The sequence below is a fragment of the Bradyrhizobium sp. 33ap4 genome, assembly GCF_032654765.1.
GTDB lineage: Bacteria > Pseudomonadota > Alphaproteobacteria > Rhizobiales > Xanthobacteraceae > Bradyrhizobium > Bradyrhizobium australafricanum.
In genome coordinates this window covers 44,666-67,242 of the sequence record NZ_JAUMTJ010000002.1, presented here as the reverse complement: position 1 = coordinate 67,242, position 22,577 = coordinate 44,666, and the positions used below count along the sequence as shown (strand labels likewise).

Sequence of the window (22,577 nt, the reverse complement as noted above, 5' to 3'; positions counted from 1 at the left end):
AGAGTTCGTCCTGGAGGATCATGGATGTCCGCCTATCCGCCTCCCGGAGCCGCAGATTTGAACGGATAGGCACGATAAGAAATGTGGAAGGAAACAATGAGAAAGGCACTTCTTGCCGCTGCGGTCCTCGCCATGATGGCAACGTCTGGCCTGGCCCAGAGCTACAGATTCGTGATCGTGCCCAAGGCCATGAACAACCCGTTCTTCGATTTCGCGCGCGACGGCTGCCAGAAACGCGCCAAGGAGCTCGGCAACATCGAATGCATCTACAAGGGTCCTGTCGAGCACGAGCCGGCGACGCAAGCGCAGATCATCCAGGATTTCGTCACTCAAAAGGTGGATGGCCTGGCCATCTCGGTTGCCGACGTTGCCGCGATGACCAAGTCGATCGAGGCGGCAAGTGCAGCCGGCATTCCCGTCATCACCTTCGACTCGGACGCGCCGAGCTCGAAGCGGATTGCCTATATCGGCACCGACAACAAGGAGTTCGGCCTCGCGCTCGGCAAGCAATTGCTGAAGCTGCGGCCTGATGGCGGCAGATACGCGATGATCTCCGGCGGGCCGGGTGCGGAGAACCTGGCCGAGCGGGTCGACGGCGTGCGTGAGGCACTCAAGGGCTCGAAGTGGACCGAGGTCGGGGGCTCGCCGACCTTCTGCAACGACAATCCCGCGCTCAGCGTTCAGCAGATGACCGATCTGCGCACCGCTGTTCCCGACCTTGCAGCCATCATCCCGGTCGGTGGCTGGCCGATGTTCGCGCCCGAAGGCTTCAAGGCGTTCGCCAGCAAGAGCAAGAAGGACATGGACGCCGGCAAGTTCACGCTCGTCGTGGCCGACACCCTCAAGATGCAGCTTGAGCTTTTGAAAGAGGGTTACGCCAATGCGCTGATCGGCCAGCGCCCGTTCGAAATGGGCGAGAAAGCGATGGACACGCTGCTTGCCATCAAGAAGGGCCAGAAGGTGCCGCCGATCCACACCGGTCTCCACGTTGTGACGAAGGACAACGTCGCGGCGATGCTGAAATAGGCGCGCAGCAGCCCGAGCGGAGCGGCATAGATCCGGACCTGTGCTCGCGGCCGACCGACATCGCCGCCGGGCAGATCCCGGCGGCCATCATCAATGGCGCCGCCATCGCATCTGACGAGCGCTAGGGAACGATGTGGGTCCCGGTCTCGCCGGTCAGCGCGCCCATTGCGCAATTAAGATGGCTGATGATCGCGCGCTTTCCACCACCTTCGAGAAAGCGGATGGCGGCATCGACCTTGGGCCCCATGCTTCCCGGCGGAAAATGGCCCTCGCGATGATAGGCCTTGATCTGCGCCAGGCTGACCTGATCCAGCTCCCTCTTGTCGGGCTTGCCAAAATTGATCGCGACGCGGGGCACCGCGGTCAGGATCAGCAGTTCCTCGATGCCAAGCACGTTGGCGATATGGGCCGAGGTCAGATCCTTGTCGATCACTGCCGGCACGCCGGTGCGCACGCCCCGTTCGTCGCGGATCACGGGCATACCGCCGCCGCCGCCTGCGATGACGATCGTGCCGCGCTTGACCAGCGCGTCGACCAGCGAAATGTCGCAGACATGTTTGGGTTTCGGAGACGGCACGACATGGCGCCAGCCACGCCCGGAGTCCTCGCGCATTTTCCAGTTCAACTCGGCGCTGATGAGCTGGGCTTCCTGCTCGGTGAAAAACGGTCCGACGAACTTGGTCGGATTGGCGAAGGCGGGATCGTTGGCGTCGACCTCGACCTGGGTCAGCAGGCTGGCGACGTGCCGGCCGTTGCCATGCGCGCGCAAGACGTTCTCAATCGCCTGCATCAGAAGATAGCCGATGCCACCTTGGCTGTGCGCGACGCAGATGTCCATCGACATCGGCGGGATCCGGCTCATCGTCAGCATCTGGCGCATCATGATCTTGCCCACCACCGGCCCGTTGCCGTGGGTGATCACCAGTTCGTTGTCGAGTTCGGCGAGCGGCAGCAGCGCCTCGGCCGTATGCTGGGCGACCGCCTTCTGCTCGTCCGAGGTGCCGCTGATGTCTTCGGGGTGGACGGCATTGCCGCCGATCGCGATCACGAGACGGCGCGGGACCTCATTGAGTGTTCGCATAGCGCGGCATCCTGACGTCGTTGACGGAAAAAGCGAGAGCAAGGTCGCAGGCCTGGGCATTCGACGGCGCCACCACGATGCCGGCGTCCTCGAGCAGCCTGATCTGCGCCGAACGCACTTGGCGATCGAGCTCGGTCCCCGTCACTGACGCAACCAGGACCGGCGCGTCATCCGCGCGGCCCGCCGCGACAGCCGCAAGATGCGCTGCCGGATTGTCATGTGCGCCGTATCCGATCACGAGATCGAGCAGGATGACGGCGACCGCGGGATCGGCCAGCGCCGCCCGCAACGCATCGTCGCGCACCGAGGGATCGATCATCGGATGCGGCCGGCCCTGGGTATATTCGTCGGCCCCGAGGTCGACGATGCGGTCCCTCCCCTGCGCTTCCGGGTCGCTGAAATGCGGGACGCCGGGAATGGCGGCATTCGATGCCACCTTGCGACCGCCCGCGGCAAGGATCACCTGCGCCTCGGCGCAGAGCGTGCCGCCGGCGAACAGCCCTTCGATCCGCTGCGCCGCCTTGCGTCGCGGCGGCAAACGCGCAGCCACGGCGGCAGCGTCGAACTTGCCGCCAATGCTCCGGCCGTTGCCCAGGACTTTTTCGGCCGCTTCCGTCAATGTAGTCGCAAAGCGTGCATTTGGCGGCAGGTCCGCCGCGGCGGCGCCGATGAAGCACACTGTGTAGGGCTTCGAGCTCCGGCCGATCCGGCCAAGCACGGCCCTGGCGACGTCCGGATGGGGCGGCTTGGAGATGAGCACGACGCGATCGGTCTCGGGATCGGCATCGAGGGCGTCGATCGCCATCAATGTCGTGATGCCGCCAATCTCCTTCTTCAAATCCCGTCCGCCGACGCCGATAGCGTGGGAAATGCCTTCGCCCGCCTCGGACAGCAGGCACGACACCTCCTGCGTCCCGGTCCCGGATGCGCCGATGATCCCAATCCTGCCGCGCTTCAGTCGGTTGGCGAAGGCGAGCGGCGCGCCGCCGATGACCGCCGTGCCGCAGTCCGGCCCCATCATCAAGAGGCCCGCTTCGCGTGCCTGCTGTTTCAGCGACAATTCATCCGCAATCGAGACATTGTCGCTGAACATCAGGACATGAAGTCCGCGGTTCAGCGCCTTGCGCGCTTCCGCCGCGGCGAACTCGCCGGGAACGGAGATCAGGGCGAGGTTGGCGGCGGGTGCGGCCTTGACGGCCGCGGCAATGCTGCGCGGCCGCCACGCTGCTTCGCCGGTGCTGCTCGTCTTGGGACGGTCGAGCGCCTTTTGCGCTTCGGCAAGCGCGGCACGTGCCGCCGCTTCGCTTTCGGCTTTGATTGCTAGGATCAGATCATTGCCCTGCGCGATCACCTCGCCGTCGAGCAATCCGGCGTTGCGCAGGATCGCCTGGTTGGACGGCGTGCCCATCATCAGCGCGGCTTCGACGACGCCCGCCGCCGACGCGACCTCCCGCGACAACCGCATCAACGCCACCGAGTCGAGATAGAAGCCCTTGCGAATTTCGTTCAGGACAAACGCGCTCATGACACCCCCAGATCTTCCGCAATGGCGAGGACGGCCTGCCGGAAGCAGGCCATCGGCGCCCGCACCACGCCGGCGCCGACCTGGCCGATGCCGGGCTCGCGATGCGCGATGCCGGTGTTGATGACCGGTGCAAGGCCGGTATCCACCACCAGGCGAACGTCGATGCCGGTCGGCACGCCGGCAAAGTCGAGCGCGGGGATCGTCCATTCCGGATTCTGCCCGACGGTGATTTCACTCATTGCCCGCGTGAAATTGCCCGCCGACGACGGTGCGCCAGCGCCGATGAAGCCGGCAACTGCCGGAGCTGCTGCCATCGCGAAGCCACCAAGCCCGACCGTCTCGACGATCGCAGAGTCGCCCATGTCGGGATTGGCATCCTTGCGCGAATAGCCCGGGAAATAGAGCCCTTCCGGCATTTCCACCGGCGCCGTGAACCAGCGATCGCCCAATCCGCTGACGCGGACCCCGAAGTCGGTTCCGTTGCGGCACATCGCGGTCACCACCGTCGAACCGCGAATCCCGCTGGCGGGATCGGTCAGCGCCTTGCCCATCGCCATCGCGATGTTGAGAAAGAACTGATCGTTCTGCGCGATGAAGCCAATGCAGCTTGCGAGAACCTCGTTGTCGCTCGAAGTGCGCGCCAACGCCGACCCGATCTCGCGCAGGAACACGCTGGAGCAAGCCAGGTTGCGCTGGTGCATTTCGTCGCCCATCGAGAGCCCGCGCGCGATGATCGCCTTCAGGTCGATCCCGCCATGCGCGCGGATCGCCCTGGCCAGCACCGGGCCGAATACATCACGCAGCCAGCCGAGGCGGGCCAGCACGCTATCGTCATTGCCGCCGAAGCGCATGACCTTGCCAAGGCCCTCGTTGATGGCGCAGTAGGCGCGGTTGCCGTATTTGACGTTCTCGACGACGAACACCGGCATGGAGACCGTGGTCATGCCGGTCATCGGACCAACCGCGCCGAAATGATGATTGGGGTGGAAGGCGACGCCGCCGCCGGCCGCGAGTTCGAAGGCGGCTTCAAGATCCGGAGCCCAGCCTTCGAACACGATGGCGCCTGCCACCGCGCCACGCATCGGACCGCACATTCGGTCCCAGGTGATCGGCGGCCCGGCATGAAGGATCATGCGTTCCTTCAACCCTTCCAGCACGTCGCGTGCCGGAACGATATCGATCAGCCTGGGCTCACCCTCGAGGATGCGGGCCAGCGCCTGCTTGTTGGCGTCTTCGATCAGCTTCATGGCCGCGCTCTCACGTACCGAGCTTGGCGAGCAGTGCCGCCATTTTGGGATCGCCGTCGGCAGGAGGCGTCCAGTCGACCTGTACGACCTCGACATCGCAGTCCCGCAAGTCCTTCACAAAGCCTGCCAGCCCGACGTTCACCACGCTCGGCTTGCTCATCAACAAACGCCCGCTCGGCGTCCCTTCCTGCTTGGTCACCACTTGCGGCCTCCCGAGATCCGATCATCGATCTTAGTAAGAAGGTTTTTACTTTGTCAAACATGCAACCTGTCGTCCGAATTCCCGTTGTGTCGCATGATCGTTTAGGCCCGTGCGATTGATCGCGTCGGCGGGCCGTTGCCGGTGAGGCCGGCATGATGCAGCGCGCTGTCGTTGAGCAGCCGGCACTCGATCGCGCGCAACACCATCAGCGCACCTGCAAACGCATCCAGTCCAGAGCTTTGCCCGATCCGCGACAGCGCCGCGACCGCGGACTTGATACGATCGACCCGTCCGCCAATCGTCGCGTCGATGGCTTCATGGAGCGCCGCCGCCGCGAAGCCAAGCACGGCACTGTGCAGGTGGGCGGCACTGATCTGATTGGTCCGGCCGAGATGCGCGCGACAGGTCTTCCACAGCGCGTCGCGCGTCGCGAGACGGCCGAGGCTGGCGAGCGCGACCAGCGCGCCGCCGATCAAGTCGTCGCCGGATGGCGTGAGCCCGGGACCAAGTCCGATCAATTCGACGATCTCCGGGTAGTCACGCGGTACGCATCGCTCTCCGCGAAGCCCGGCCTCGATCAATTGCTTGAGCGCGGCGAGCGCCGGCGCCGCGGCAGCGAGCACCCGCGACGGCCTTGTGGGCGGCTCCGCGCCACCCGAGGCGGCCAGCCCCTGCTCGACCGGCAAGCGACGCCAGACCTGATCGACCATCGCAAGCCCTACCCGCAAACTGTCGAGCGTCCATTCCGGCGACGGCGGCGGCGCCCATACGGAGGCCGTCTCGAAACCGGCAAACCGCATACCGTCGACGAGCAGCATCGTGTCGACGATCGCAACCTCTTGTCCTGGAACGAGCAGCCGCGGCTCGATCCCGGTGCACCGAAGATGCAGCGGGCCGGAGCCGAGGTCTTTGACACCGATGCAGATCCAGCAATCGTCGAGCACCGCATAAAGGCTGCGCTCGAACACCGCCGCAATACGGCCGCGCCGTCCGCTGCGCAGCGCGCGGCGCGCAAGCACGCCGACCTCGATTACGGCACCGCCGTCGAATCGTTCAGACACGGGCGCGCCGGGCAGGTCGCGAAACGTATTGCCTAGCCGCATCACACCGATCTCCCGCTGCGCAACCATGGCGTCAGGACGTGAGCACGGCGGTTCGCGGCACGCTACTCCCGTGGGCCTCTCCGCCGAGATAGGCGGCTTCAAGCGAGGGATCCTCCGCGATGATTTCGGCCGCACCGCTCTTCAGGATGGTGCCGGTCTCAAGCAGATAGGCCCTGTCGGCAAGCGCAAGGGCTTGCCCGGCCATCTGGTCGACCACGATCAGGGTCATCCCCTCGACGCGAAGCTGCTCGAACGAGGCGAACAACTCGTCGACGACAAGCGGCGCCAGTCCAAGCGACGGCTCGTCAAGCATGAAGACCTTGGGCGCGGTCAGGAGCCCACGCGCGACTGCGAGCATCTGCTGCTCGCCGCCCGACAAAAGGCCCGCGCGATGGTTGATACGCTCCTTCAGGCGCGGAAAGCGGGCAAACATCGCGTCGATCTCCGCGTCGAGTTCGAGACCCTTGCGTGCGAAAGCGCCGAGCTGCAAGTTCTGCCGCACCGTCAGCTCGGGAAACACCTGCCGTCCTTCGGGTACCAGCACGATGCCGGCCCTGGCGCGGATATGCGCCGGCATCTTGTCGACGCGGGCGCCGGACAGCCGGATCTCGCCGACCGACCGCGGTGGTTCGAGACCGGCAATCGAGCGCATCAGGGTGGTTTTGCCCGCTCCATTGGCGCCGAGTACGGCGATGGCCTCGCCGGGCGCGACGGCAAGGTCGATCCCACCGAGCGCCCGCGACAGGCCATAGAAGGCATCGAGCGTGCGGACTTCGAGCGCCGTGCCTTGTTTTGCCGGGCGCGTCGCGCGGCGCCGCTCACCCGACGGCGCATCGCCGAGATAGGCCTTGCGGACCAGCGGATCGTTGCGGATCGCCGCCGCATCGCCGATCGCGATGCGCTTGCCGCCATCGAGAACGACGATGAGGTCGCTTAGCGACATGATCATCGGCATGTCGTGCTCGACGATGATGACCGCGATCCCGGTCTCCGCGATGCGACGGAGCAGAACCGTCAGCCGCTGCTTGTCGCCCTTCGAAAGACCCGCGGCCGGCTCGTCGAGCAACAGGACCTTCGGACGCAAGGCGAGCGCCCTCGCGATCTCGACCAGTCGCTTCTCACCATGGGGCAGCGCGTCCGCGCGTCTGCTCAAATCGCCGTCGACACCCGCAAAGCGCAACAGCGACCGTGCAAGGCGCTCCTGCGCGTCATTGTGCAGCGCCGACACGATGTTACCGAGCTTGCCGGCCGTCGCCGCCAGCAGGACATTCTCGATGATCGAGAGCGAGCCGAAGAGCTGCGTCGTCTGGAACGTTCGCGCCACTCCGACACGCGCAAGCTGGTGCGACGGCAAGCCGGTGACGTCGCGGTCGCCAAGCTTCACAGTGCCGGATTTCGGGCGGTAGAAGCCGCAAAGCAGATTCAGCGCGCTGGTTTTCCCCGCACCATTTGGGCCGATGACGCTGATTACCGTGCCGGGTTCGGCGGTAAACGAGACGTCCTGCACGGCGCGGACACCGCCGAACGAGATCGAGAGGTTTGCGACGTCAAGACGCGACGCGCTGCTGGTTCCGATGCTGAGGTCGGCGACCGGCTCGACGGCCCCCGCGCCCGTATCGGCCTTCGATCCCGCCGGCAGGAACCTTGCAGCGAATTGCTCGATCAGCCCCATGATGCCCGAGGGCACGACCCGCAGCACGGCGAAGAGCAACACGCCAAAGGCAAGCAGACGATACTCCGCGAGATCGGACAGCATTTCCGGCAGCAGCACGACGAGCGCCGCCCCGATCACCGGCCCCAGCGCCGAGCCGGCGCCGCCGACCATGACGCCGAACAGCAGCAGGATCGATTGCAGAAAGGGGAACGAACTTGGACTGATATAGCCCTGGAGGGGCGCAAATAGCGCCCCCGCCAACGCCATCGCTGCCGCCGAGATGATGAACGCCACGGTGCGGACCCGCACGAGATCAATGCCGATCGAGCGCGTCGCAACCTCGGTGTCGCGGGCGGCACGCATGGCGTAGCCCCAGCCGCTCCGCTTCAGGCGCTCGAACAGGATGAGGCCGGCGAACACCAGCACGACGCCCACGATCGCCAAATGCCGCTCCGACAGCGGAAAGCCGAACACCTCCGGCGGCGCGGTCAGGATCAGGCCGTTGCCGCCGCCCGTGAGGTCGCGCCACTCGATCGTGCCGTGCTCGACGATGAAGCCGAAGGCGATTGTCACCATCGCGAGATATGGACCTCGCACACGCAAGGCCGGCATCGCGAGCAGACCACCGACGACGCTGACAAGAGCAATCGCTGCAGCCGTCGCCGCAAGATAGGGCCACCCTGCCTTCTCCATCAGGAGCACGGTCGTATAGGCCCCGATCGCCATGAAGCCGATGTGGCCGAGCGAGATCTGCCCGGCGAGACCGAGCAGCACGTTGAGGCCGATACAAGCGATCGCCGTCAGCGCGATGGTCGCGACCAGGAATACGCCGTAGCTGTCGGCAACGGCGGCATAGAGGATGGCGGCCGCGAGTGCCGCGACGGCGGCGAGAACGGAGACGCGAGAGGTCATACCTTTTTCACTCCGGCTCGGCCGAGCAGCCCGTGGGGGAGGACGACAAGAATCGCGATCACCGAGGCGAATGTGATGATCTGGGTGTAGACCGACCCCAGATAGTTGGTCGCGAACACCTCGATCAGGCCGAGGCAGAGCCCGGCCAGCATCACGCCCCAGGCGCTGCCGAGACCGCCGATGATCGCCGCCGCGAAGGCCTTGATGCCGAACAGCGTGCCCATTTCCGAGGACACGTTGAACAGGGGCGCGATCAGCAGCGCCGCAACCCCGGCCAGCATCGCCGAGACCGCGTAGCTTGCCGCGATGGCGCCGCTGACGTTGATGCCCATCAGCCGCGCGGCGTTCGGGTTCTGGACCACCGCGAGCATGGCGACGCCGTGACGCGTCCTGCGACTGAGCAGATGAAGTGCCAGCGCCAGCAGCAATCCGACCACGGGAATCAGGAGTTGCAACGGATAGACCCCCGCGCCCTCGACGATCTGGATCGGCTTGGCCGCCAGGACGGACGGAAAGCTGCGCGGCTCCTTGCCGAAGACGAACATCATCACATTGTCGACGATGATGCCGACCGCAACAGTCGCCATCAGCCAGTTGTCGGAGCCGCGCTGCACGAATGGCCGAACCGCAAAGCGCTCAATCAGCAGGCCATAGACCGCGCAGACGAGCAGAACGGAGGGAATGCCGGCCGCCGCCGGCCAGCCCCACAGCACGAGGAAGAAGTAGCCGGCAACGGCTCCCAGGGTCATCGAGCTGCCCTGGGAGAAATTGACCGTGCCGGAGACGGCGTAGGTAACGTGGAAGCCAAGCGCAAGCAGCCCGTACATGCTCCCAAGCGCCAGTCCTGTTATCACCGCGGGAAGAAATGACATCGATGACCACCCTGCTTGTTTGTCGGACGATCTCGCGCGGTCAGTTCCGTGCGAACGGCATGATGTGGTTGTCCTCGAACCGCGCCCAGATGTAGTCGCCCGCCGTCAGCGCATCGTGCTTGTCCTGCGCGAACGGCTTCTCGTAGGTCTTGATCAAGCCATCCACGCGATCGATGGCGTAGAAGCCGTCACGGACGGCGGTCGGTTCGGTGCCACCGGCCTTTTCGATCGCTCGCGCAATGACCAGGATGGAGTCGTAGGCGTTGGCCACGCCAACCGCCGGCGTCACGTCCGCAGGCCCCTTGATGTCCGAATACTTCGCCTGAAGGGCCGACATCACCCGCTTGCCGACCGGCGACAAGTTCCCGAAGAAGCTGTAGGTCTGGACGAAGATCACGTTCTCCGCGCTCGGCCCGGCGAGCTCGGTGAAGCGGCCGCCGGCCGGCCCCCAATGCGAGACGATCGGCGGCGCCCAGCCCATACGGTCGAGCGATTTCACCACCTGGGAGGACGGTCCGACGTTGCCGACCAGGTAGAGCGTATCGGCGCCCGCCTGCTTCAGCCGCGACAGCTGGGAAACGACATCGACGTCGTTGCCTTCAAACTTCTCGACGCCGGCAGGCTCGATTCCTGCGGCCTTCAATGCCGCCTTCAGGCCATGCTCGTTCGACTCGCCCCAGGGATTGTTGACCAGGATGAGCCCGGGCTTCTTCGCATTGTACGTCTTGCGCGAGAACTGGACGATCGCCTTATCGACCTCATCGTCCATGGCCGAGACGCGGAACACGTAGTTGGACGGGGCGCCGTTCCGCGTGATGTTGGTCCCGGCGGCCCATGGCACCACGAACGGCACCTTGACGTTGTTGACGAACGGCACGATGGCGAGCTCGACCGGCGTGTCGAGGCCGCCGACCAGGACCGCGACCTTCTCGCGCTGAATCAACTCGCGCGCCGCGATCAGCCCTTTGGCCGGATTGCTCTCGTCGTCGCGGCGGACGAGCTCGAGCGGACGTCCGAGCACGCCGCCCTTCGCATTGATTTCCTCGATGGCGATCGTCGCTCCGCGGGTGAGCGCCTCGCCGGCGCGCGCCGACTGTCCCGACAGGGCGGTCACCAGGCCGATCTTGATCGGTTCGGCCGCGCGCGCGCCGAACGCGAACGGCAACGCGGCCAGCAGGATCGTCGCAGCGGCGTGCCAAGCCGGCCAACGACGCGCAGGTCCGGACGAAACTATGCTCCTGAAGTTCATGTTCGGTGTTCCTCCGCTGATGGCGGCCTCGGCATCGAAGCCGCCAGTTCCTCCGCTGCCGCTTATGCGCGGACTTGACGGAAGTAAAAACTTTCTTCAAAAATATTCCGATGTCAAGCGAGCGATCAACCGCGCGGGGAAAATTCCGATGGACCCAAGGAATGTCGAGGCCGGCGACGTGTTGATCTCGATCGCGGAAGATGGCGACCGCCTGTCGCGCAGGGAAGCCGTGCTGCGCTCGGATTCTGTCGGACCGGTCCTCGCCGCTCACGGACGCTATCGCTACAGCGCGATCGGGCAACGCCCGGATTTCAATTGGCCGCAAGGGCGGCGGCTTGCCGTCTACGTCGGTCTCAACCTCGAGCATTTCGCATTCGGCGACGGGCTCGGTGCCGAGCTCTGCCCCGGCGGTCCGCATCCGGACGTCCTCAACTATGCCTGGCGCGACTATGGCAACCGTGTCGGCGTGTGGCGCCTGATCGAGCTGTTCGACGAGCTGAAGCTGCCGCTGTCGGTGCTCGCAAACAGCAGCATCTATCACTACTGCCCTGAAGTCATGGAGGCATTTCGCGCCCGCGGCGACGAAATTGTCGGTCACGGCCGCACCAATTCCGAGCGCCAGGGTGTGCTTGCGCCCGACGAGGAGCGGCAATTGATCGCGGAAGCGACCGATGTCATCGCGCGAGCCGAAGGGCGGCCGCCGCGCGGCTGGCTGGGGCCCTGGATTTCGCAATCACAGGTCACGCCCGATCTGCTGGCCGAAGCAGGCTACGAGTACCTGCTCGACTGGTGCATGGACGATCAGCCGGTGTGGTTCTCGACGCGGAACGGCGGCCGCATCCTTTCAGTGCCTTATCCGCAGGAGTTGAACGATATCCCTTCGATCGTCGGTCGCAAGGACTCCGGCGAGCAGTTCGCCGCCATGATCACCGAGACGTTCGAGGAGATGCTGGCACAGTCGAAAAGGCAATCGCTCGTCATGGGAATTGCGTTGCACCCCTATCTGGTCGGCCAGCCGCACCGCCTACGTCCGCTGCGGCGCGCCCTGCAGACAATCCTGGCGCGGCGTGACGAGATCTGGATCACCACCGCCGGAGGTATAGCCGCATTCTCGCGCGCGCTGCCCGATGGCATCGTCCCAACATGATGAAAACGAATCGGGCCCCGATCGCCTCGCCATTGCGACGAACCGGAGACGACCAGTGAGCACTGCCGACACGCTGTTTCGAAACGCCCGATTGGTCGATGGGCGCACCGTCGATATCGCCGTGCGCGATGGCCGCATCACCTCGATCGCGTCGCAATCGCCGGTCGCGGCCGGCGAAACCCTTGATCTAGCCGGACGCCTGGTGTTGCCGGGGCTGGTCGATGGTCATATCCACCTCGACAAGGGCTTCGTCGGCGACGATTGGAAGTCCCACCGCCCCTGCACCGCCGGTTTCAGCGTGCGCGAGCGCGTCAAGTTCGAGAAGGAGGCGCTTGCCGGCGCGAGGCCGATTGCGGTGCGGGCGGCCGCGCTGATCGACCTCTGCGTCGCGCACGGCACGACCTGGATGCGCAGCCACGTCGATATCGACCTTCAGGTCGGGTTGCGCAATCTCGAGCAGGTCATGGCGGCGCGTGACGCGCACCGCGACAAGGTGTCGGTCCAGATCGTCGCCTTTCCGCAAAGCGGCATCGTGACGTCGCCGGGCGTGGCCGGATTGCTCGACGAGGCGGTTCGCGCCGGCGCGGACCTGGTCGGCGGCCTCGATCCGGCGGGTTACGATGGCGACATCGACGGGCATCTCGACGTCATCTTCGGCATTGCCGATCGGCGCGGGGTCGGCATCGACATTCACCTGCATGACGGCGGCTTGCTCGGTATTTTCGAGATCGAGAACATTGCACGTCGGACCAAGGCCCTCGGGCTCGGCGGCAAGGTCACGATCAGCCATGCCTATGCTCTCGGCGAGGTGCCGCGAGACGTGGTTCAGCGCACCGCGCAGCTGCTCGCCGAGGCCGGGGTCGCGATTTTGACCAACGCGCCCGGAGCGCATGCGTTTCCGCCGGTGTTGCTGCTGCGCGATGCCGGCGTCAATATATTCGCCGGCAATGACAACATCCGCGATTCCTGGTGGCCCTACGGCGACGGCGACCTCCTGGAGCGCGCCATGATCGTCGGCTACCGCTCCGGCTTCAGCACCGATGCCGACCTGGCGGCGGCCTTCGACATGGTGACCACCAACGCCGCGCAGGCACTCGGCCTCCCGGACTATGGGGTGGCCGAGGGCGCGGCGGCGGACTTCGTCGTGATCGACGCGCAGCACGTGCAAGAGGCCGTGGTGGCCCGGCCCAGGCCGCGCGACGTCTACAAGAATGGGCGCCTCGTCGCGCATGGCGGCACGGTCGTGACGTCGGCGCGTTGATGTGGATGTGGAGACCGGAACATCGGGAAGGTTACCCCTTGACGAGCCACCGCAATAGCGATCTCAATCCCGCGAGCCTGCACGGCAGGGCCCCGCATCCCGTTGAACATGATGGGCGGGGGCATATTGTCCGCGCTGGGCTCGTACAACCTGAGAAAAGCTTGTCCCGTGACTGAAACGACAGCATCGACCAGCCCGGCCCGCAGCGCCACACGCGGCAGACGGGCACGCGATTCCGCGTTGACCAAGGAAGCGATCCTGCACGCGGCGACGTTCGAATTCTGCCGCAACGGCATTGGCGGAGCTCGGGTTGAAGCCATCGCGAAACGCGCCAAAGCCAACATGCGGTTGCTGTACGCCTATTTCGGCGACAAGAACGGCCTTTATCTCGCCGTGCTCGAGCACGTCTACACCGAGATCCGCGCGGCCGAACAGCAACTCAAGCTCGACGACCTCGATCCGGTCGCGGCCATGCGCGAGCTGATCAACTTCACGTTCACCTTTTTCGGAGCGCACCAGAACTATATCGCCCTGATCAACAATGAGAACCTGCAGCGTGGGCGTAACCTGCGCAAATCGCGCAAGATCGCCGACCTCACGCTACCCTTGGTCGCGAGCATCGAAAATATCCTTCGCCGGGGCCTTGCGGTCGGGCCGTTCCGCAGCGACGTCGATCCGGTTCAGCTCTACGTCACGATCACGGCCATGAGCTATTTTCATGTCTCCAACCGCTACACGCTGTCGGCGATGTTCGACAAGGATCTGGGAGAGCCGGACTGGCTGGAGAAACGTCGCCACCACGCGCTGGACGTGATCATGACCTGGTTGACGGCGACGGCGGCCGCAAGCGAGGGAAAACGGAAACCGTCCGCAGCCAGAACACCGGCCGGCGCCGCACGCTAGCTCGCGCGCGGCAAATTCCGAACAGTCTGCGGGTGAGCGCTAAGGGTGCTCGCTTCACCGGGCAGCGACGACGCCGTCGCTGCGAGGATCGCTGGCGCCCTCGAGCAGTCCATCCGGGTGCCAGACGATTGCGCCGGCGTGGCCCATGAATTCCTCGAACGCACCGACCACCTGGATGTCGTGGCCGAGCGCCCGCAGCGCGTCGACGACGGCAGGATCGAAACGCGATTCGATCTTGAGATTGTTGTTCTCCTCGCCCCATGTGCGACCGAGCAGCCAGCGCGGCGCGGTCACTGTCGACTGAAGGTCCTGACCGTGCAACGCGTAGCGGGTGAAGATCGCCGCCTGGGTTTGCGGCTGCCCTTCGCCGCCCATCGTGCCGTAGGACAACAGCCGGCCGTCGCTGAGTTCAGCCATTGCGGGCTGAATGGTGTGGAACGGCAGCCGCCCAGGTTCCAGGCGGTTGATATCGGTCTCGGCGAGACCGAAGCTCGTCCCACGGTTCTGCCAGGTGACCCCGCTTTGGGGCAGGATGACGCCCGAGCCGAACTCCCAATAGATGCTCTGAATGAAGCTGACGCTAAGGCCGTTCCGGTCGGTCGCAGCGAGCCAGACCGTATCGCCCTGGGCCGGCGGGTCAGGCCAGCGCGCTGCATGATCGACGGCGACCGTCTTTTCGAGCGCCGCAATGGACTCGTCGGTGAGAAACTCGGCCACCGACCGCGCCATGTAGTCGGGATCGGTCACGTAGCGATTGCGGATGCGGAACGACGCCTTCGTGCTCTCGACCAGCCGGTGCAGATGATCGACCCCGTCCGCCTCCTTCGCCATGCGCCGGGCATAGAGCGCAAGAATCAACAGCGAGGCCAGGCCCTGCGTCGGCGGCGGCATGTTGAACACCTTGTGCCCGGCCACATCGACCGACAGCGGTGTCACCAGCGCGGCTTGATGCTGCTCCAGATCGAATAGGCGGAGCGGGCTGCCGAGCCGTTCGAGATCAGCGGCCATCGAACGCGCCAGGTCGCCGCGATAGAAATCGGAAAGGCCGGCTTGCGCCAGCTGCCGCAACGTGTCTGCCACGCGCGGCTGCCGCAACCGCGCGCCGACTGCAAGCGGAACGCCCTGCGGCAGATAGACATCGGCAAAGCCCGGCACATCCTGCAGCTCAGCGCGCTTCTTCGAGGTGTTGTCGTGCAGGGTCTGGGTCACGGCGACGCCATCGGCGGCGTAGCCGATCGCAGGTTCGAGCAGCCGCGACAGCGGCATGCGCCCCCCATGGCGATCGCGGCTGAGCTCATAGGCCTTCTGCCAGCCATCGACGGTCCCGGCGGCGGTGAGTGCCGCGAGCGGTCCGCGGCTTGGGATGGTGCTGCAGCCATGCTCGCGATACCAGGCGCGGCTGGCGCCCTTCGCCGACCGTCCGCACGCCTGGATTCCGACCGGTGCGGAGCCCGCCCGGCCGACCAGCCAGAAGCTGTCGCCGCCGAGGCCGTTCATATGGGGATAGACCACCGCGATCGTGGCGGCGGACGCAATCATCGCCTCGACCGCATTGCCGCCTTCGGAGAGGACGGCGAGCCCGGCCTGCGCCGCAAGGTGATGCGGCGCGGTCACCATTCCGCTATAGCTTCGCTTGGTCTGCAGCATCAAAGCGTTCTCCGAAAGCAGCAGCTTGTAATAATATTCTTACTTACATTGTCAAGCAGCCGTCGCCTCGCCGCGGCGGCGCGAACGGCTGGCGGAGGTGCCGCGCGAGGTGGATCAAGGCGAAGCGGAAATCGGCCGCGCAAAGCTGCGCGTCAGCGGCAGCGGGGCGCCGAATTCCCGGAGGCCCTGAATCTGTTCCGAAAAAGATGCAAAAAATGTAGTCTCCCGAACCATGGCGACGATCCACGAATTCGGCCCCTACCGCCTCGACGCGGAAGCCGTGATGTTGTTTCGAGAGTCCGAACCGGTCGCGCTCGGGCGGCGCGCGGTGACGCTGCTTCGCCTGCTTGTCGAGCAGGCCGGAACGCCGGTTTCCAAGGACGCATTGATGCAGGCGGCGTGGCCGGGGCTTGCGATCGAGGAGAGCAACCTGACTGTGCAGATCGCCGCTCTGCGGCGGGTATTTGCCGACGTAGAGGGCGGCGCGACCTGGATCGAGACCCTGCCGCGCCGCGGCTACCGTTACGTCGGGCCACTGGTCGCTGCCGAATCCGGCGCCGGCCTGCCCACCTCGCCGGCACCGACGGTGCCGGATGGGCCGTCGCTTGCGGTGCTACCGTTCTCGAATCTCAGCGGCGATGCCGCGCAGGAATATTTTTCCGACGGAATCACGGCAGACATCATCGCCGAACTGTCGCGCTTCCGCTCGCTGTTCGTTGTCGCCCGCCACTCCAGCTTCGCCTACAAGGGCAAGACGCCCGAGATCAAGCGAGTCGGCCGCGAACTCGGCGTCAGGTACGTGGCCGAAGGAAGCGTGCGCAAGATCGGCAGCCGGATGCGGGTGACCGTCCAGCTTCTCGATGGCGCCAGCGGTTACAATCTCTGGACCGAGCGCTACGACCGCGAACTCGAGGACATCTTCGCCCTGCAGGACGAGATCGTCCGCGCAATCGTCGCAGCCCTTCCGGGCCGGCTCGAGGACGCCGGCCGCGAGATCGCCAGACGCAAGCCGACCCCGAGCATCACCGCCTATGACCTGGTTCTGCTGGGCAACGAGCGGTGGCGTCAATTGACGGTGAAGGGCATGGCGGAAGCCAGGCAGTTTTTCCGGGACGCCGTCGCGCTCGATCCGCAATATGCCCGCGCTCACGTCAACATTGCCTGGACTATCGTCTGCGACGTGTTTCTCGAATCGCCCGGCATGGCGAAGCTCGACGACGCGCTGAGCGAGATCGAGACCGCGCTCGACATCGACGGCGGCGACGCCTGGGCCCATGGCGTCTTCGCGCAATTGCTGTTCCTGCGTCGCGAGGACGCCAAGGCCGAAATCCATTTCAGCCGGGCTCTCGCGCTCAATCCAAACGACGCCGACGTCGCCGCCGTTTTCGCGAACATTCTGGTCTACTGGGGACGGTGGCGAGAGGCCCTCACATGGATCGGTGCGGCCAAACGACTGAATCCCTTCCCGCCCAATCTGTACCACTGGTACCACGCGCTCGCGCTCTATTCCGGGCGCCAGTACGATGAAGCAGTCAAGACGCTGATGGAGGCGCGATCCCCCGACCGCTGGTCGCACAGTCTGCTTGCCGCCTGTTATGCGCAGATGGGTCGGCTCAGCGAAGCGCGATCCGAAGCCGAAGCGTTCGTCACGGAACGTTGTCGAGAAATGAGCGCGAACGGCGCAACGCCGCCAGCGAACACCCTCGATCTCGTTCGAGCACGGGCAGAAAGGTACAGAATTTCTGCCGAACGCGAGCACTTCCTCGACGGCTTGCGCAAAGCCGGCTTATCCGGCTGAGCCGTAACGAGGGTCACAACAGGCTGTTCGAAATGACCGACAGCGGTGCTCCGCCTCGGCTTGCTTCAACCTCAAATTCCTGAGCGCCGAGGCGGTCTGGATTGTGCAATGGTGGAGGATCGACGCTTGGCGTGGCGAGATTCATAGCCCGTGGTAGCGGGGGAGCGTTGCCGCCATTCCCAACACTCAGAAAAACGCCTCCAATGCGCGCTGTGCGGAAGCAGCTCTTCATAGAGGTCGAGGACGAAGGGGAGCGTCTCCGCGGAAAACCGCAGCCCCCGATCTTTGAATCTTTTGGATCTGGCCTGGGATCAGCTCAATCTGAGGAGATCGAGCATTGGAAAACTCCATGAAGGCGTCTGAGGTTTCGAATATTTGATTCACGAGCCCGCGATGCTCTGGTTCAATGATGGAGTAAATGTCGGGTTTGTCGCACCTCCACCATCCTGACCATAGTTCCGCTTTCTTCTCATTGGGATCAAAAATAAGGATGAGCGCCCCTCCGTCCTCATAGATGAGCTCGGCGGGCACGCAGCCGTGTTTGATCAGCGTTTGCAGAACGTGGCAGAACTCATACCCAAATACGTACACATCAGGCTTTAGCTTAACGACTATGGGTTGGTCTGCGTTATCGTACCCGAAGGAATCGGTACTGCTTGGCGGTTTAATCACTTTGATGCTTCCCGCGCTTGCGCCATGAAGCGAATCGCTTAGCCGCCTGCTTGGATCAGTGATCCTGGTCGGTCAGCCGATACATCAGGCGCTCACCTCGATACCCTTGAGAGCATTAGCCGTCCGTGCCCGACGCTCTGAGATACGTCGCTCTATGCCGCGCCGGCGATCGGGTATCGGAACCTGCGAATCCCGCACGTTGCTCCTTCGCCGGACAAGAATTCGCCGATCAGCTACCCTGCGTTCCGTACCCACTTTTCGGTCGTCTCTCCGCACCACGCTTGCCGATCCGGCGATCGCTCTTCCCGGACGGACGGCGTAAGCCCTGCGCGCCACCACTTCGCGGAGCGCCAGCCAGATGAACTCGCTGTTGGTGGAAAGATATCGCCGCCATAACTTGCGCGGCTCCATCATCAGGCGCCAGAACCACTCGAGACCGAGCGATTGGAATAGCCGAGGAGCGCGCCTGATAAAGCCGGCCAAGACGTCGAAGCTGCCGCCGACCCCCAGAATGACGGGAACTTGCAGCCGATCCCGATAGCGTTCACTCCATACCTCCTTGAACGGGGACGGCAAGCCGATAAAGAGAATGTGGGCGCCGCTGGCTCGTATCTCATCGACGATAATTTCGTGCTCGTCCGGACCGAAGTAGCCGTTCCGAAAACCAGCGATCTTCAGCTGCGGAAAGCGCGCCTCGCAGACCCGCACGAGCTTTTCGACGACTTGCTGGTGCGCCCCTAGAAAATAGACACAAAGTCCGTTGGACGCGGCCCCCCTTAAAAGTCCTTCCATCAGATCGATGCCGGCCACGCGTTCCGGCATGTGTTGACCTGACGCTCGTATTGCCCAAACCACCGGCATACCGTCCGCCACCGTCATATCGGCCGCGGAACATGCGTGCGCCAACTCCACGTCTCGCCGCATCATGCAGAGATGCGACGCATTGATCGTCATCACGACGTGAGAACTGTTCGAGCGGAGACAGATATCGACACAACGCTGCGCCGCCTGATCGAGCGTAACCGCATCAAATTCGACGCCCAATAGGCTCGCGTGTTGCTTCATCTGCTCAACTCCCCTGCGGCGATTGCCGGCTGGCTTGCCACCGAGCCACTTGCTCGGCGTCCAGGCGAGCCGTGGCAGCTCGTTTACCCAGTCTCAGGCACGCGTGCTGATACGTACGAAGAAAACGTCTGAACTCGAGGTCATTATAGCGCGGCAACCCCTTTGCCCAGCTGCTGAAGTAACCCCAAAGCATCGCGATGCTTCCGATGAACATTGGGTGCGCGCGAAGACGGGAAGCCGCCACCGCCAGATAGTAAAACGGCGAAGTGCCCATGAAATACTGACCGAAGCCAGCACGAATTCTGCCTGCCCAGATGCTCTTCTGGCTGGCCCCTTGCGGACGAAGGTGGACGAACCGGATTGGCTCTGAATCGACGCTCTCCGCGATCCAGCCCAGCATTCTGGCGCGGTGGCAATCGATGCCATCCCACATGACTTGTCGCACGAATCCTCCGATCTGCTCGAAGCACTCAACCCGATAGAATTTCGTCATCCCAACCGACATTTCGTCGCCGCAGACCTCGGGCACGAGATCACCGGTTTGGGGATGAACGAACCAAGGTTTGCCTGAGGTCGTCCCGATACGTGGATTATCCTCCATTCGCTGCATCAGCAGCTCGAAGTAGCGAGGCGGCAGGTCGAGATCCATATCAAGCTTGCACAAATAGCCGAAGTCGCCGAGCGACACTTGATCGAGACCATCATAAAACGCCTCAATCACGCCGGGCCCTACCCGCCGATGGCCTCGGTCATGGCGGCGCACGACGCGCAGATAAGGCAACCGCGCCGCATACTCTTCCAGAATCCGTGGCGTCTCGTCGGTGGATCCGTCGTCAACGACGATCCACAGCGCAGGCGGCACCGACTGTTCAGCCACGCTGTCCAGCGTACGGCAGAGATAGGCTCCCTCATCGCGGCAGGGCGAAATCAGCACATACCTGCGCGGCGTGGCGCTGTGCGGAACACCTGAAGCGCGCCTGTCAAGCTCGTCCACAGGTCTACTCCCGGTAATATCCTTCGGACCTGACGCCATTTCTTGCCTCGATGGTTCTAAGCTCGACGGGATCGATCTGGTTGAGCACAATGGTCGACACGCGCTCACGGATGAGCTGCGTTACCGACAACGCTTCGAGCACGCTCGTGCGCTTGGTCTGACCGCATTCCACAACGAAGACGAACTCATCGATGAAGCGCTCGATCAGCCTTGCATCGACGACCGACATGATCGGCGCCACCTCCACCACAATGTAGTCATAGGACTTCCGTGCGACGGCGAGCAGGTTTTCCATTTCCCGCGAGCCCAGGAGTTCAGCAGCGTTGGGAATCCGAAGCGCGCAGGCATTCGGCAGGACATCCAGCCCCGAATGCGGTCGCTTGCAAACAAACTCGCCAAGACGGGAGGGATCTTCCAGCGCTTCGAAAAGCCCGACCTTCGCATCCGGGGACAGTGCAGTCGTGAGATTCCGGAGATGAAGGTCGGCATCGATCAACAGCGTGCGCGATCCAGAGGACGACAATATGAGCGCGGCAAGATTGGCGGCAACGACAGTCTTTCCCTCTTTCGAAACCGCCGACACGACGCCGATGACTTTGCCCCCGGTCAAGGCGGACGAAAGGTCGAGCATCGCCTTCACATTGCGAAAACCTTCCGCGAAGCGCGAGAAGGGGGCAGCAAGGACATGCTCCTCGATTGGCAATTGACCAGCATAGACGAAGGGCAGTCCGATGCACCGCATCTCGGTCACCTGTTCGACGGCCTTGGGCGTACGGAACACATCCGCCATCCATTCACGTCCGAAGGCAGAGCCTATGCCGAGAAACAGACCGAGAACAATGCTGCCTGCCGCCACGACGAGGGTTTTCTTGGAACTCTTTGTCAGCGGCGGAACCGCTCTCGTGATGATCTGCGCACTTTGGGCCGGAAGCGTCTCCGCCTGCGCCGCCTCGATCTCCTTATGCTTTTGCAGGAATCCGCTATAGAGATTGCGCAGCGCCTCGGCAGCGCTCTCGAGTTCGCGCAGCTGGCTTCCGGTTTCCGCGGAAAGCTTCGCGGCGGTGTCTTCGAGTTCAGTCTGTCGTGCCCTAGCGACTTCGTATTCGCTGGCGTAGGAATCGGTAATGCGCCCCTCGTCGGACCGAATGGCGGCGTCAACGCCGTTGAGCTGCGCACGAAGCTTGACGACAGCCGCGTGCTTGCGACCGACGCGAGCTTCCATCTCCGCAAGCCGAGACGCAAGATCGCGCTTTTGCGTGCGGAGACGTGCAAGTTCGCTGTTGTTGAGTGCGAAGTTGATGACCGCCGCTCGCTTGTCGTTGAATAGCGCGTCCGTCGACACGGCCGACGGAATCCCGTTTGCCTCTGTCCGCTTGATCCGGTCGAGACGCTCCTTTGCTTCAACTGCCGCGAACTTGGCATTCATCAGCTGGGTATTCAGACTTGCCAGGAGCTCGGTATCCTGAGCGCCAGTGCTGCTGAGATTGTTAGCCGTCTTGAAGTCCTGCAGCGCCTTGTCAGCATCGGCCACCTGCTTCTTCAGTTCGATCAGCCGCTCCTGCAGCCACTTACTCACCTTCTGCGTTGATTTCAGCTTTGCGTCCTGCAGGGACTCGAGATAGCTATCCACGATTCCGTTGGCGATCTTCGCGGCCTTCTCCGCGCTCTGCGACTCGACCGTTACGTTGATAACGTTCGCGACATCCTCACGTGCAACAGTCACCCGCTTCAGCAGAGATTCGAGCGCCGCTCGTTCAGCGGCTGCAGTGGCTTCCGCCGTGCTGGAGTTCCCGTCTGTGGCGCTGCCAAGTGCAGATCGCCCGGCAAACTCGCCATCACTGGCCAGACCCAGCGAGCGAATAACCGGAAGCAGGACCCTGTCTGATGACAGTACGTAGAGCTGACTGCCGACCTCCACTTCATCCATCGTCGGCTGATCTACGATCTTGTTCGTCTGCAGATAACGATTGAGACTTCGATCGATGAGGATGCGTGCACTGCTCTTGTAGGGCGCCTTCATGACCACAACGGAAGCCACGGCAACCGCCAGCCCAATCAACAGCCCGATAACGGGCAACCGCCATTCGCGGCGCAGAACGTCGACAATGTCCCATAAGCCGAAAGCGGGACGGCCCGCCGCAGGCGGACCATAGTCTTCCGCAAGTGGCTGGCCGTATTCCTGAATAACCAATTGATTGGTTCTGGTGTCCATGGCTTCG

17 protein-coding genes are annotated in these 22,577 nt (G+C 63.9%); 5 read left to right on the top strand and 12 right to left on the bottom strand.

Features of this window, described 5'->3' with window-relative positions; translation table 11 throughout:
* Window positions 1-96 precede the first annotated feature (96 nt).
* Window positions 97-1,026, top strand: a complete 930-nt coding sequence (locus tag Q2M23_RS01930) for a sugar-binding protein (RefSeq protein WP_316393936.1) — start codon at window positions 97-99, stop codon at window positions 1,024-1,026.
* Between the two features lie 121 nt (window positions 1,027-1,147).
* Here Q2M23_RS01930 and Q2M23_RS01925 read toward each other — a convergent pair whose 3' ends face one another.
* From Q2M23_RS01925 to Q2M23_RS01890, 8 genes are all read right to left on the bottom strand, one after another.
* Window positions 1,148-2,107, bottom strand: a complete 960-nt coding sequence (locus tag Q2M23_RS01925) for a carbamate kinase (protein WP_316393935.1) — start codon at window positions 2,105-2,107, stop codon at window positions 1,148-1,150.
* Window positions 2,091-3,632, bottom strand: a complete 1,542-nt coding sequence (fdrA, locus tag Q2M23_RS01920; RefSeq protein ID WP_316393933.1) for an acyl-CoA synthetase FdrA — start codon at window positions 3,630-3,632, stop codon at window positions 2,091-2,093. Before fdrA ends, Q2M23_RS01925 begins: the two co-directional genes overlap by 17 nt.
* Window positions 3,629-4,879 (bottom strand): DUF1116 domain-containing protein, encoded by a 1,251-nt coding sequence (locus tag Q2M23_RS01915; RefSeq protein ID WP_316393931.1) that lies wholly within the window; start codon window positions 4,877-4,879, stop codon window positions 3,629-3,631. Before Q2M23_RS01915 ends, fdrA begins: the two co-directional genes overlap by 4 nt.
* A gap of 10 nt (window positions 4,880-4,889) precedes the next feature.
* Entirely contained in the window at window positions 4,890-5,081 is a 192-nt protein-coding gene (locus tag Q2M23_RS01910; RefSeq protein ID WP_168855260.1) for a hypothetical protein, read from the bottom strand.
* Window positions 5,082-5,182: 101 nt separating this feature from the next.
* Entirely contained in the window at window positions 5,183-6,184 is a 1,002-nt protein-coding gene (locus Q2M23_RS01905; RefSeq protein ID WP_168855337.1) for a DUF2877 domain-containing protein, read from the bottom strand.
* A 31-nt stretch (window positions 6,185-6,215) separates the two neighbouring features.
* A complete protein-coding gene (locus tag Q2M23_RS01900) occupies window positions 6,216-8,750 on the bottom strand; it encodes a branched-chain amino acid ABC transporter ATP-binding protein/permease (protein WP_316393928.1) in 2,535 nt (844 codons plus the stop codon).
* A complete protein-coding gene (locus Q2M23_RS01895; RefSeq protein ID WP_168855335.1) occupies window positions 8,747-9,622 on the bottom strand; it encodes a branched-chain amino acid ABC transporter permease in 876 nt (291 codons plus the stop codon). The genes Q2M23_RS01900 and Q2M23_RS01895 overlap by 4 nt, the downstream gene beginning before the upstream one ends.
* A 40-nt stretch (window positions 9,623-9,662) precedes the next feature.
* Window positions 9,663-10,871 carry an ABC transporter substrate-binding protein gene (locus Q2M23_RS01890; RefSeq protein WP_371852122.1) on the bottom strand — a complete coding sequence of 403 codons (1,209 nt, stop codon included), beginning with the start codon at window positions 10,869-10,871 and terminating at the stop codon, window positions 9,663-9,665.
* A gap of 19 nt (window positions 10,872-10,890) precedes the next feature.
* On the opposite strand from Q2M23_RS01890, the gene Q2M23_RS01885 reads away from it, so the two are divergent.
* The 3 genes from Q2M23_RS01885 (at window position 10,891) to Q2M23_RS01875 (ending at window position 14,182) form a co-directional block, all read left to right on the top strand.
* The gene (locus tag Q2M23_RS01885) at window positions 10,891-12,018 is read left to right on the top strand and encodes a polysaccharide deacetylase family protein (RefSeq protein WP_168855413.1); all 1,128 of its coding nucleotides are present in this window, start codon (window positions 10,891-10,893) and stop codon (window positions 12,016-12,018) included.
* A gap of 55 nt (window positions 12,019-12,073) precedes the next feature.
* Window positions 12,074-13,279 carry an amidohydrolase family protein gene (locus tag Q2M23_RS01880; protein ID WP_168855334.1) on the top strand — a complete coding sequence of 402 codons (1,206 nt, stop codon included), beginning with the start codon at window positions 12,074-12,076 and terminating at the stop codon, window positions 13,277-13,279.
* Between the two features lie 126 nt (window positions 13,280-13,405).
* Window positions 13,406-14,182: a TetR family transcriptional regulator gene (locus tag Q2M23_RS01875; RefSeq protein ID WP_233475250.1), complete on the top strand. Its 777-nt coding sequence runs from the start codon at window positions 13,406-13,408 to the stop codon at window positions 14,180-14,182.
* A gap of 54 nt (window positions 14,183-14,236) precedes the next feature.
* Here the strand turns inward: Q2M23_RS01875 and Q2M23_RS01870 are convergent, their stop codons facing one another.
* Window positions 14,237-15,829: a gamma-glutamyltransferase family protein gene (locus Q2M23_RS01870; RefSeq protein WP_316393924.1), complete on the bottom strand. Its 1,593-nt coding sequence runs from the start codon at window positions 15,827-15,829 to the stop codon at window positions 14,237-14,239.
* Window positions 15,830-16,061: 232 nt separating this feature from the next.
* On the opposite strand from Q2M23_RS01870, the gene Q2M23_RS01865 reads away from it, so the two are divergent.
* On the top strand, window positions 16,062-17,627 hold the full coding sequence (locus tag Q2M23_RS01865; RefSeq protein WP_316393922.1) for a winged helix-turn-helix domain-containing tetratricopeptide repeat protein: 1,566 nt from the start codon (window positions 16,062-16,064) through the stop codon (window positions 17,625-17,627).
* A gap of 756 nt (window positions 17,628-18,383) precedes the next feature.
* On the opposite strand, the gene Q2M23_RS01860 is transcribed toward Q2M23_RS01865, so the two are convergent.
* Genes Q2M23_RS01860 through Q2M23_RS01850 form a run of 3 tightly spaced genes read right to left on the bottom strand, consistent with a single transcriptional unit; the run spans window position 18,384 to window position 22,570 of the window.
* Complete coding sequence (locus Q2M23_RS01860; protein ID WP_057017407.1) at window positions 18,384-19,364, bottom strand: WecB/TagA/CpsF family glycosyltransferase; 981 nt, start codon at window positions 19,362-19,364, stop codon at window positions 18,384-18,386.
* A 4-nt stretch (window positions 19,365-19,368) separates the two neighbouring features.
* The gene (locus Q2M23_RS01855; RefSeq protein ID WP_316393920.1) at window positions 19,369-20,358 is read right to left on the bottom strand and encodes a glycosyltransferase family A protein; all 990 of its coding nucleotides are present in this window, start codon (window positions 20,356-20,358) and stop codon (window positions 19,369-19,371) included.
* Between the two features lie 4 nt (window positions 20,359-20,362).
* Window positions 20,363-22,570: a GumC family protein gene (locus tag Q2M23_RS01850; RefSeq protein ID WP_316393918.1), complete on the bottom strand. Its 2,208-nt coding sequence runs from the start codon at window positions 22,568-22,570 to the stop codon at window positions 20,363-20,365.
* Window positions 22,571-22,577 lie beyond the last annotated feature (7 nt).

Bases quoted from the DNA above. Each gene is read 5' to 3' on its own strand.
- Q2M23_RS01930 (WP_316393936.1), top strand. From the start codon at position 97: ATGAGAAAGGCACTTCTTGCCGCTGCGGTCCTCGCCATGATGGCAACG.
- Q2M23_RS01925 (WP_316393935.1), bottom strand. From the start codon at position 2,107: ATGCGAACACTCAATGAGGTCCCGCGCCGTCTCGTGATCGCGATCGGC.
- fdrA (WP_316393933.1), bottom strand. From the start codon at position 3,632: ATGAGCGCGTTTGTCCTGAACGAAATTCGCAAGGGCTTCTATCTCGAC.
- Q2M23_RS01915 (WP_316393931.1), bottom strand. From the start codon at position 4,879: ATGAAGCTGATCGAAGACGCCAACAAGCAGGCGCTGGCCCGCATCCTC.
- Q2M23_RS01905 (WP_168855337.1), bottom strand. From the start codon at position 6,184: ATGCGGCTAGGCAATACGTTTCGCGACCTGCCCGGCGCGCCCGTGTCT.
- Q2M23_RS01900 (WP_316393928.1), bottom strand. From the start codon at position 8,750: ATGACCTCTCGCGTCTCCGTTCTCGCCGCCGTCGCGGCACTCGCGGCC.
- Q2M23_RS01895 (WP_168855335.1), bottom strand. From the start codon at position 9,622: ATGTCATTTCTTCCCGCGGTGATAACAGGACTGGCGCTTGGGAGCATG.
- Q2M23_RS01890 (WP_371852122.1), bottom strand. From the start codon at position 10,871: ATGAACTTCAGGAGCATAGTTTCGTCCGGACCTGCGCGTCGTTGGCCG.
- Q2M23_RS01885 (WP_168855413.1), top strand. From the start codon at position 10,891: ATGGCGGCCTCGGCATCGAAGCCGCCAGTTCCTCCGCTGCCGCTTATG.
- Q2M23_RS01870 (WP_316393924.1), bottom strand. From the start codon at position 15,829: ATGCTGCAGACCAAGCGAAGCTATAGCGGAATGGTGACCGCGCCGCAT.
- Q2M23_RS01865 (WP_316393922.1), top strand. From the start codon at position 16,062: ATGGCGACGATCCACGAATTCGGCCCCTACCGCCTCGACGCGGAAGCC.
- Q2M23_RS01860 (WP_057017407.1), bottom strand. From the start codon at position 19,364: ATGAAGCAACACGCGAGCCTATTGGGCGTCGAATTTGATGCGGTTACG.
- Q2M23_RS01850 (WP_316393918.1), bottom strand. From the start codon at position 22,570: ATGGACACCAGAACCAATCAATTGGTTATTCAGGAATACGGCCAGCCA.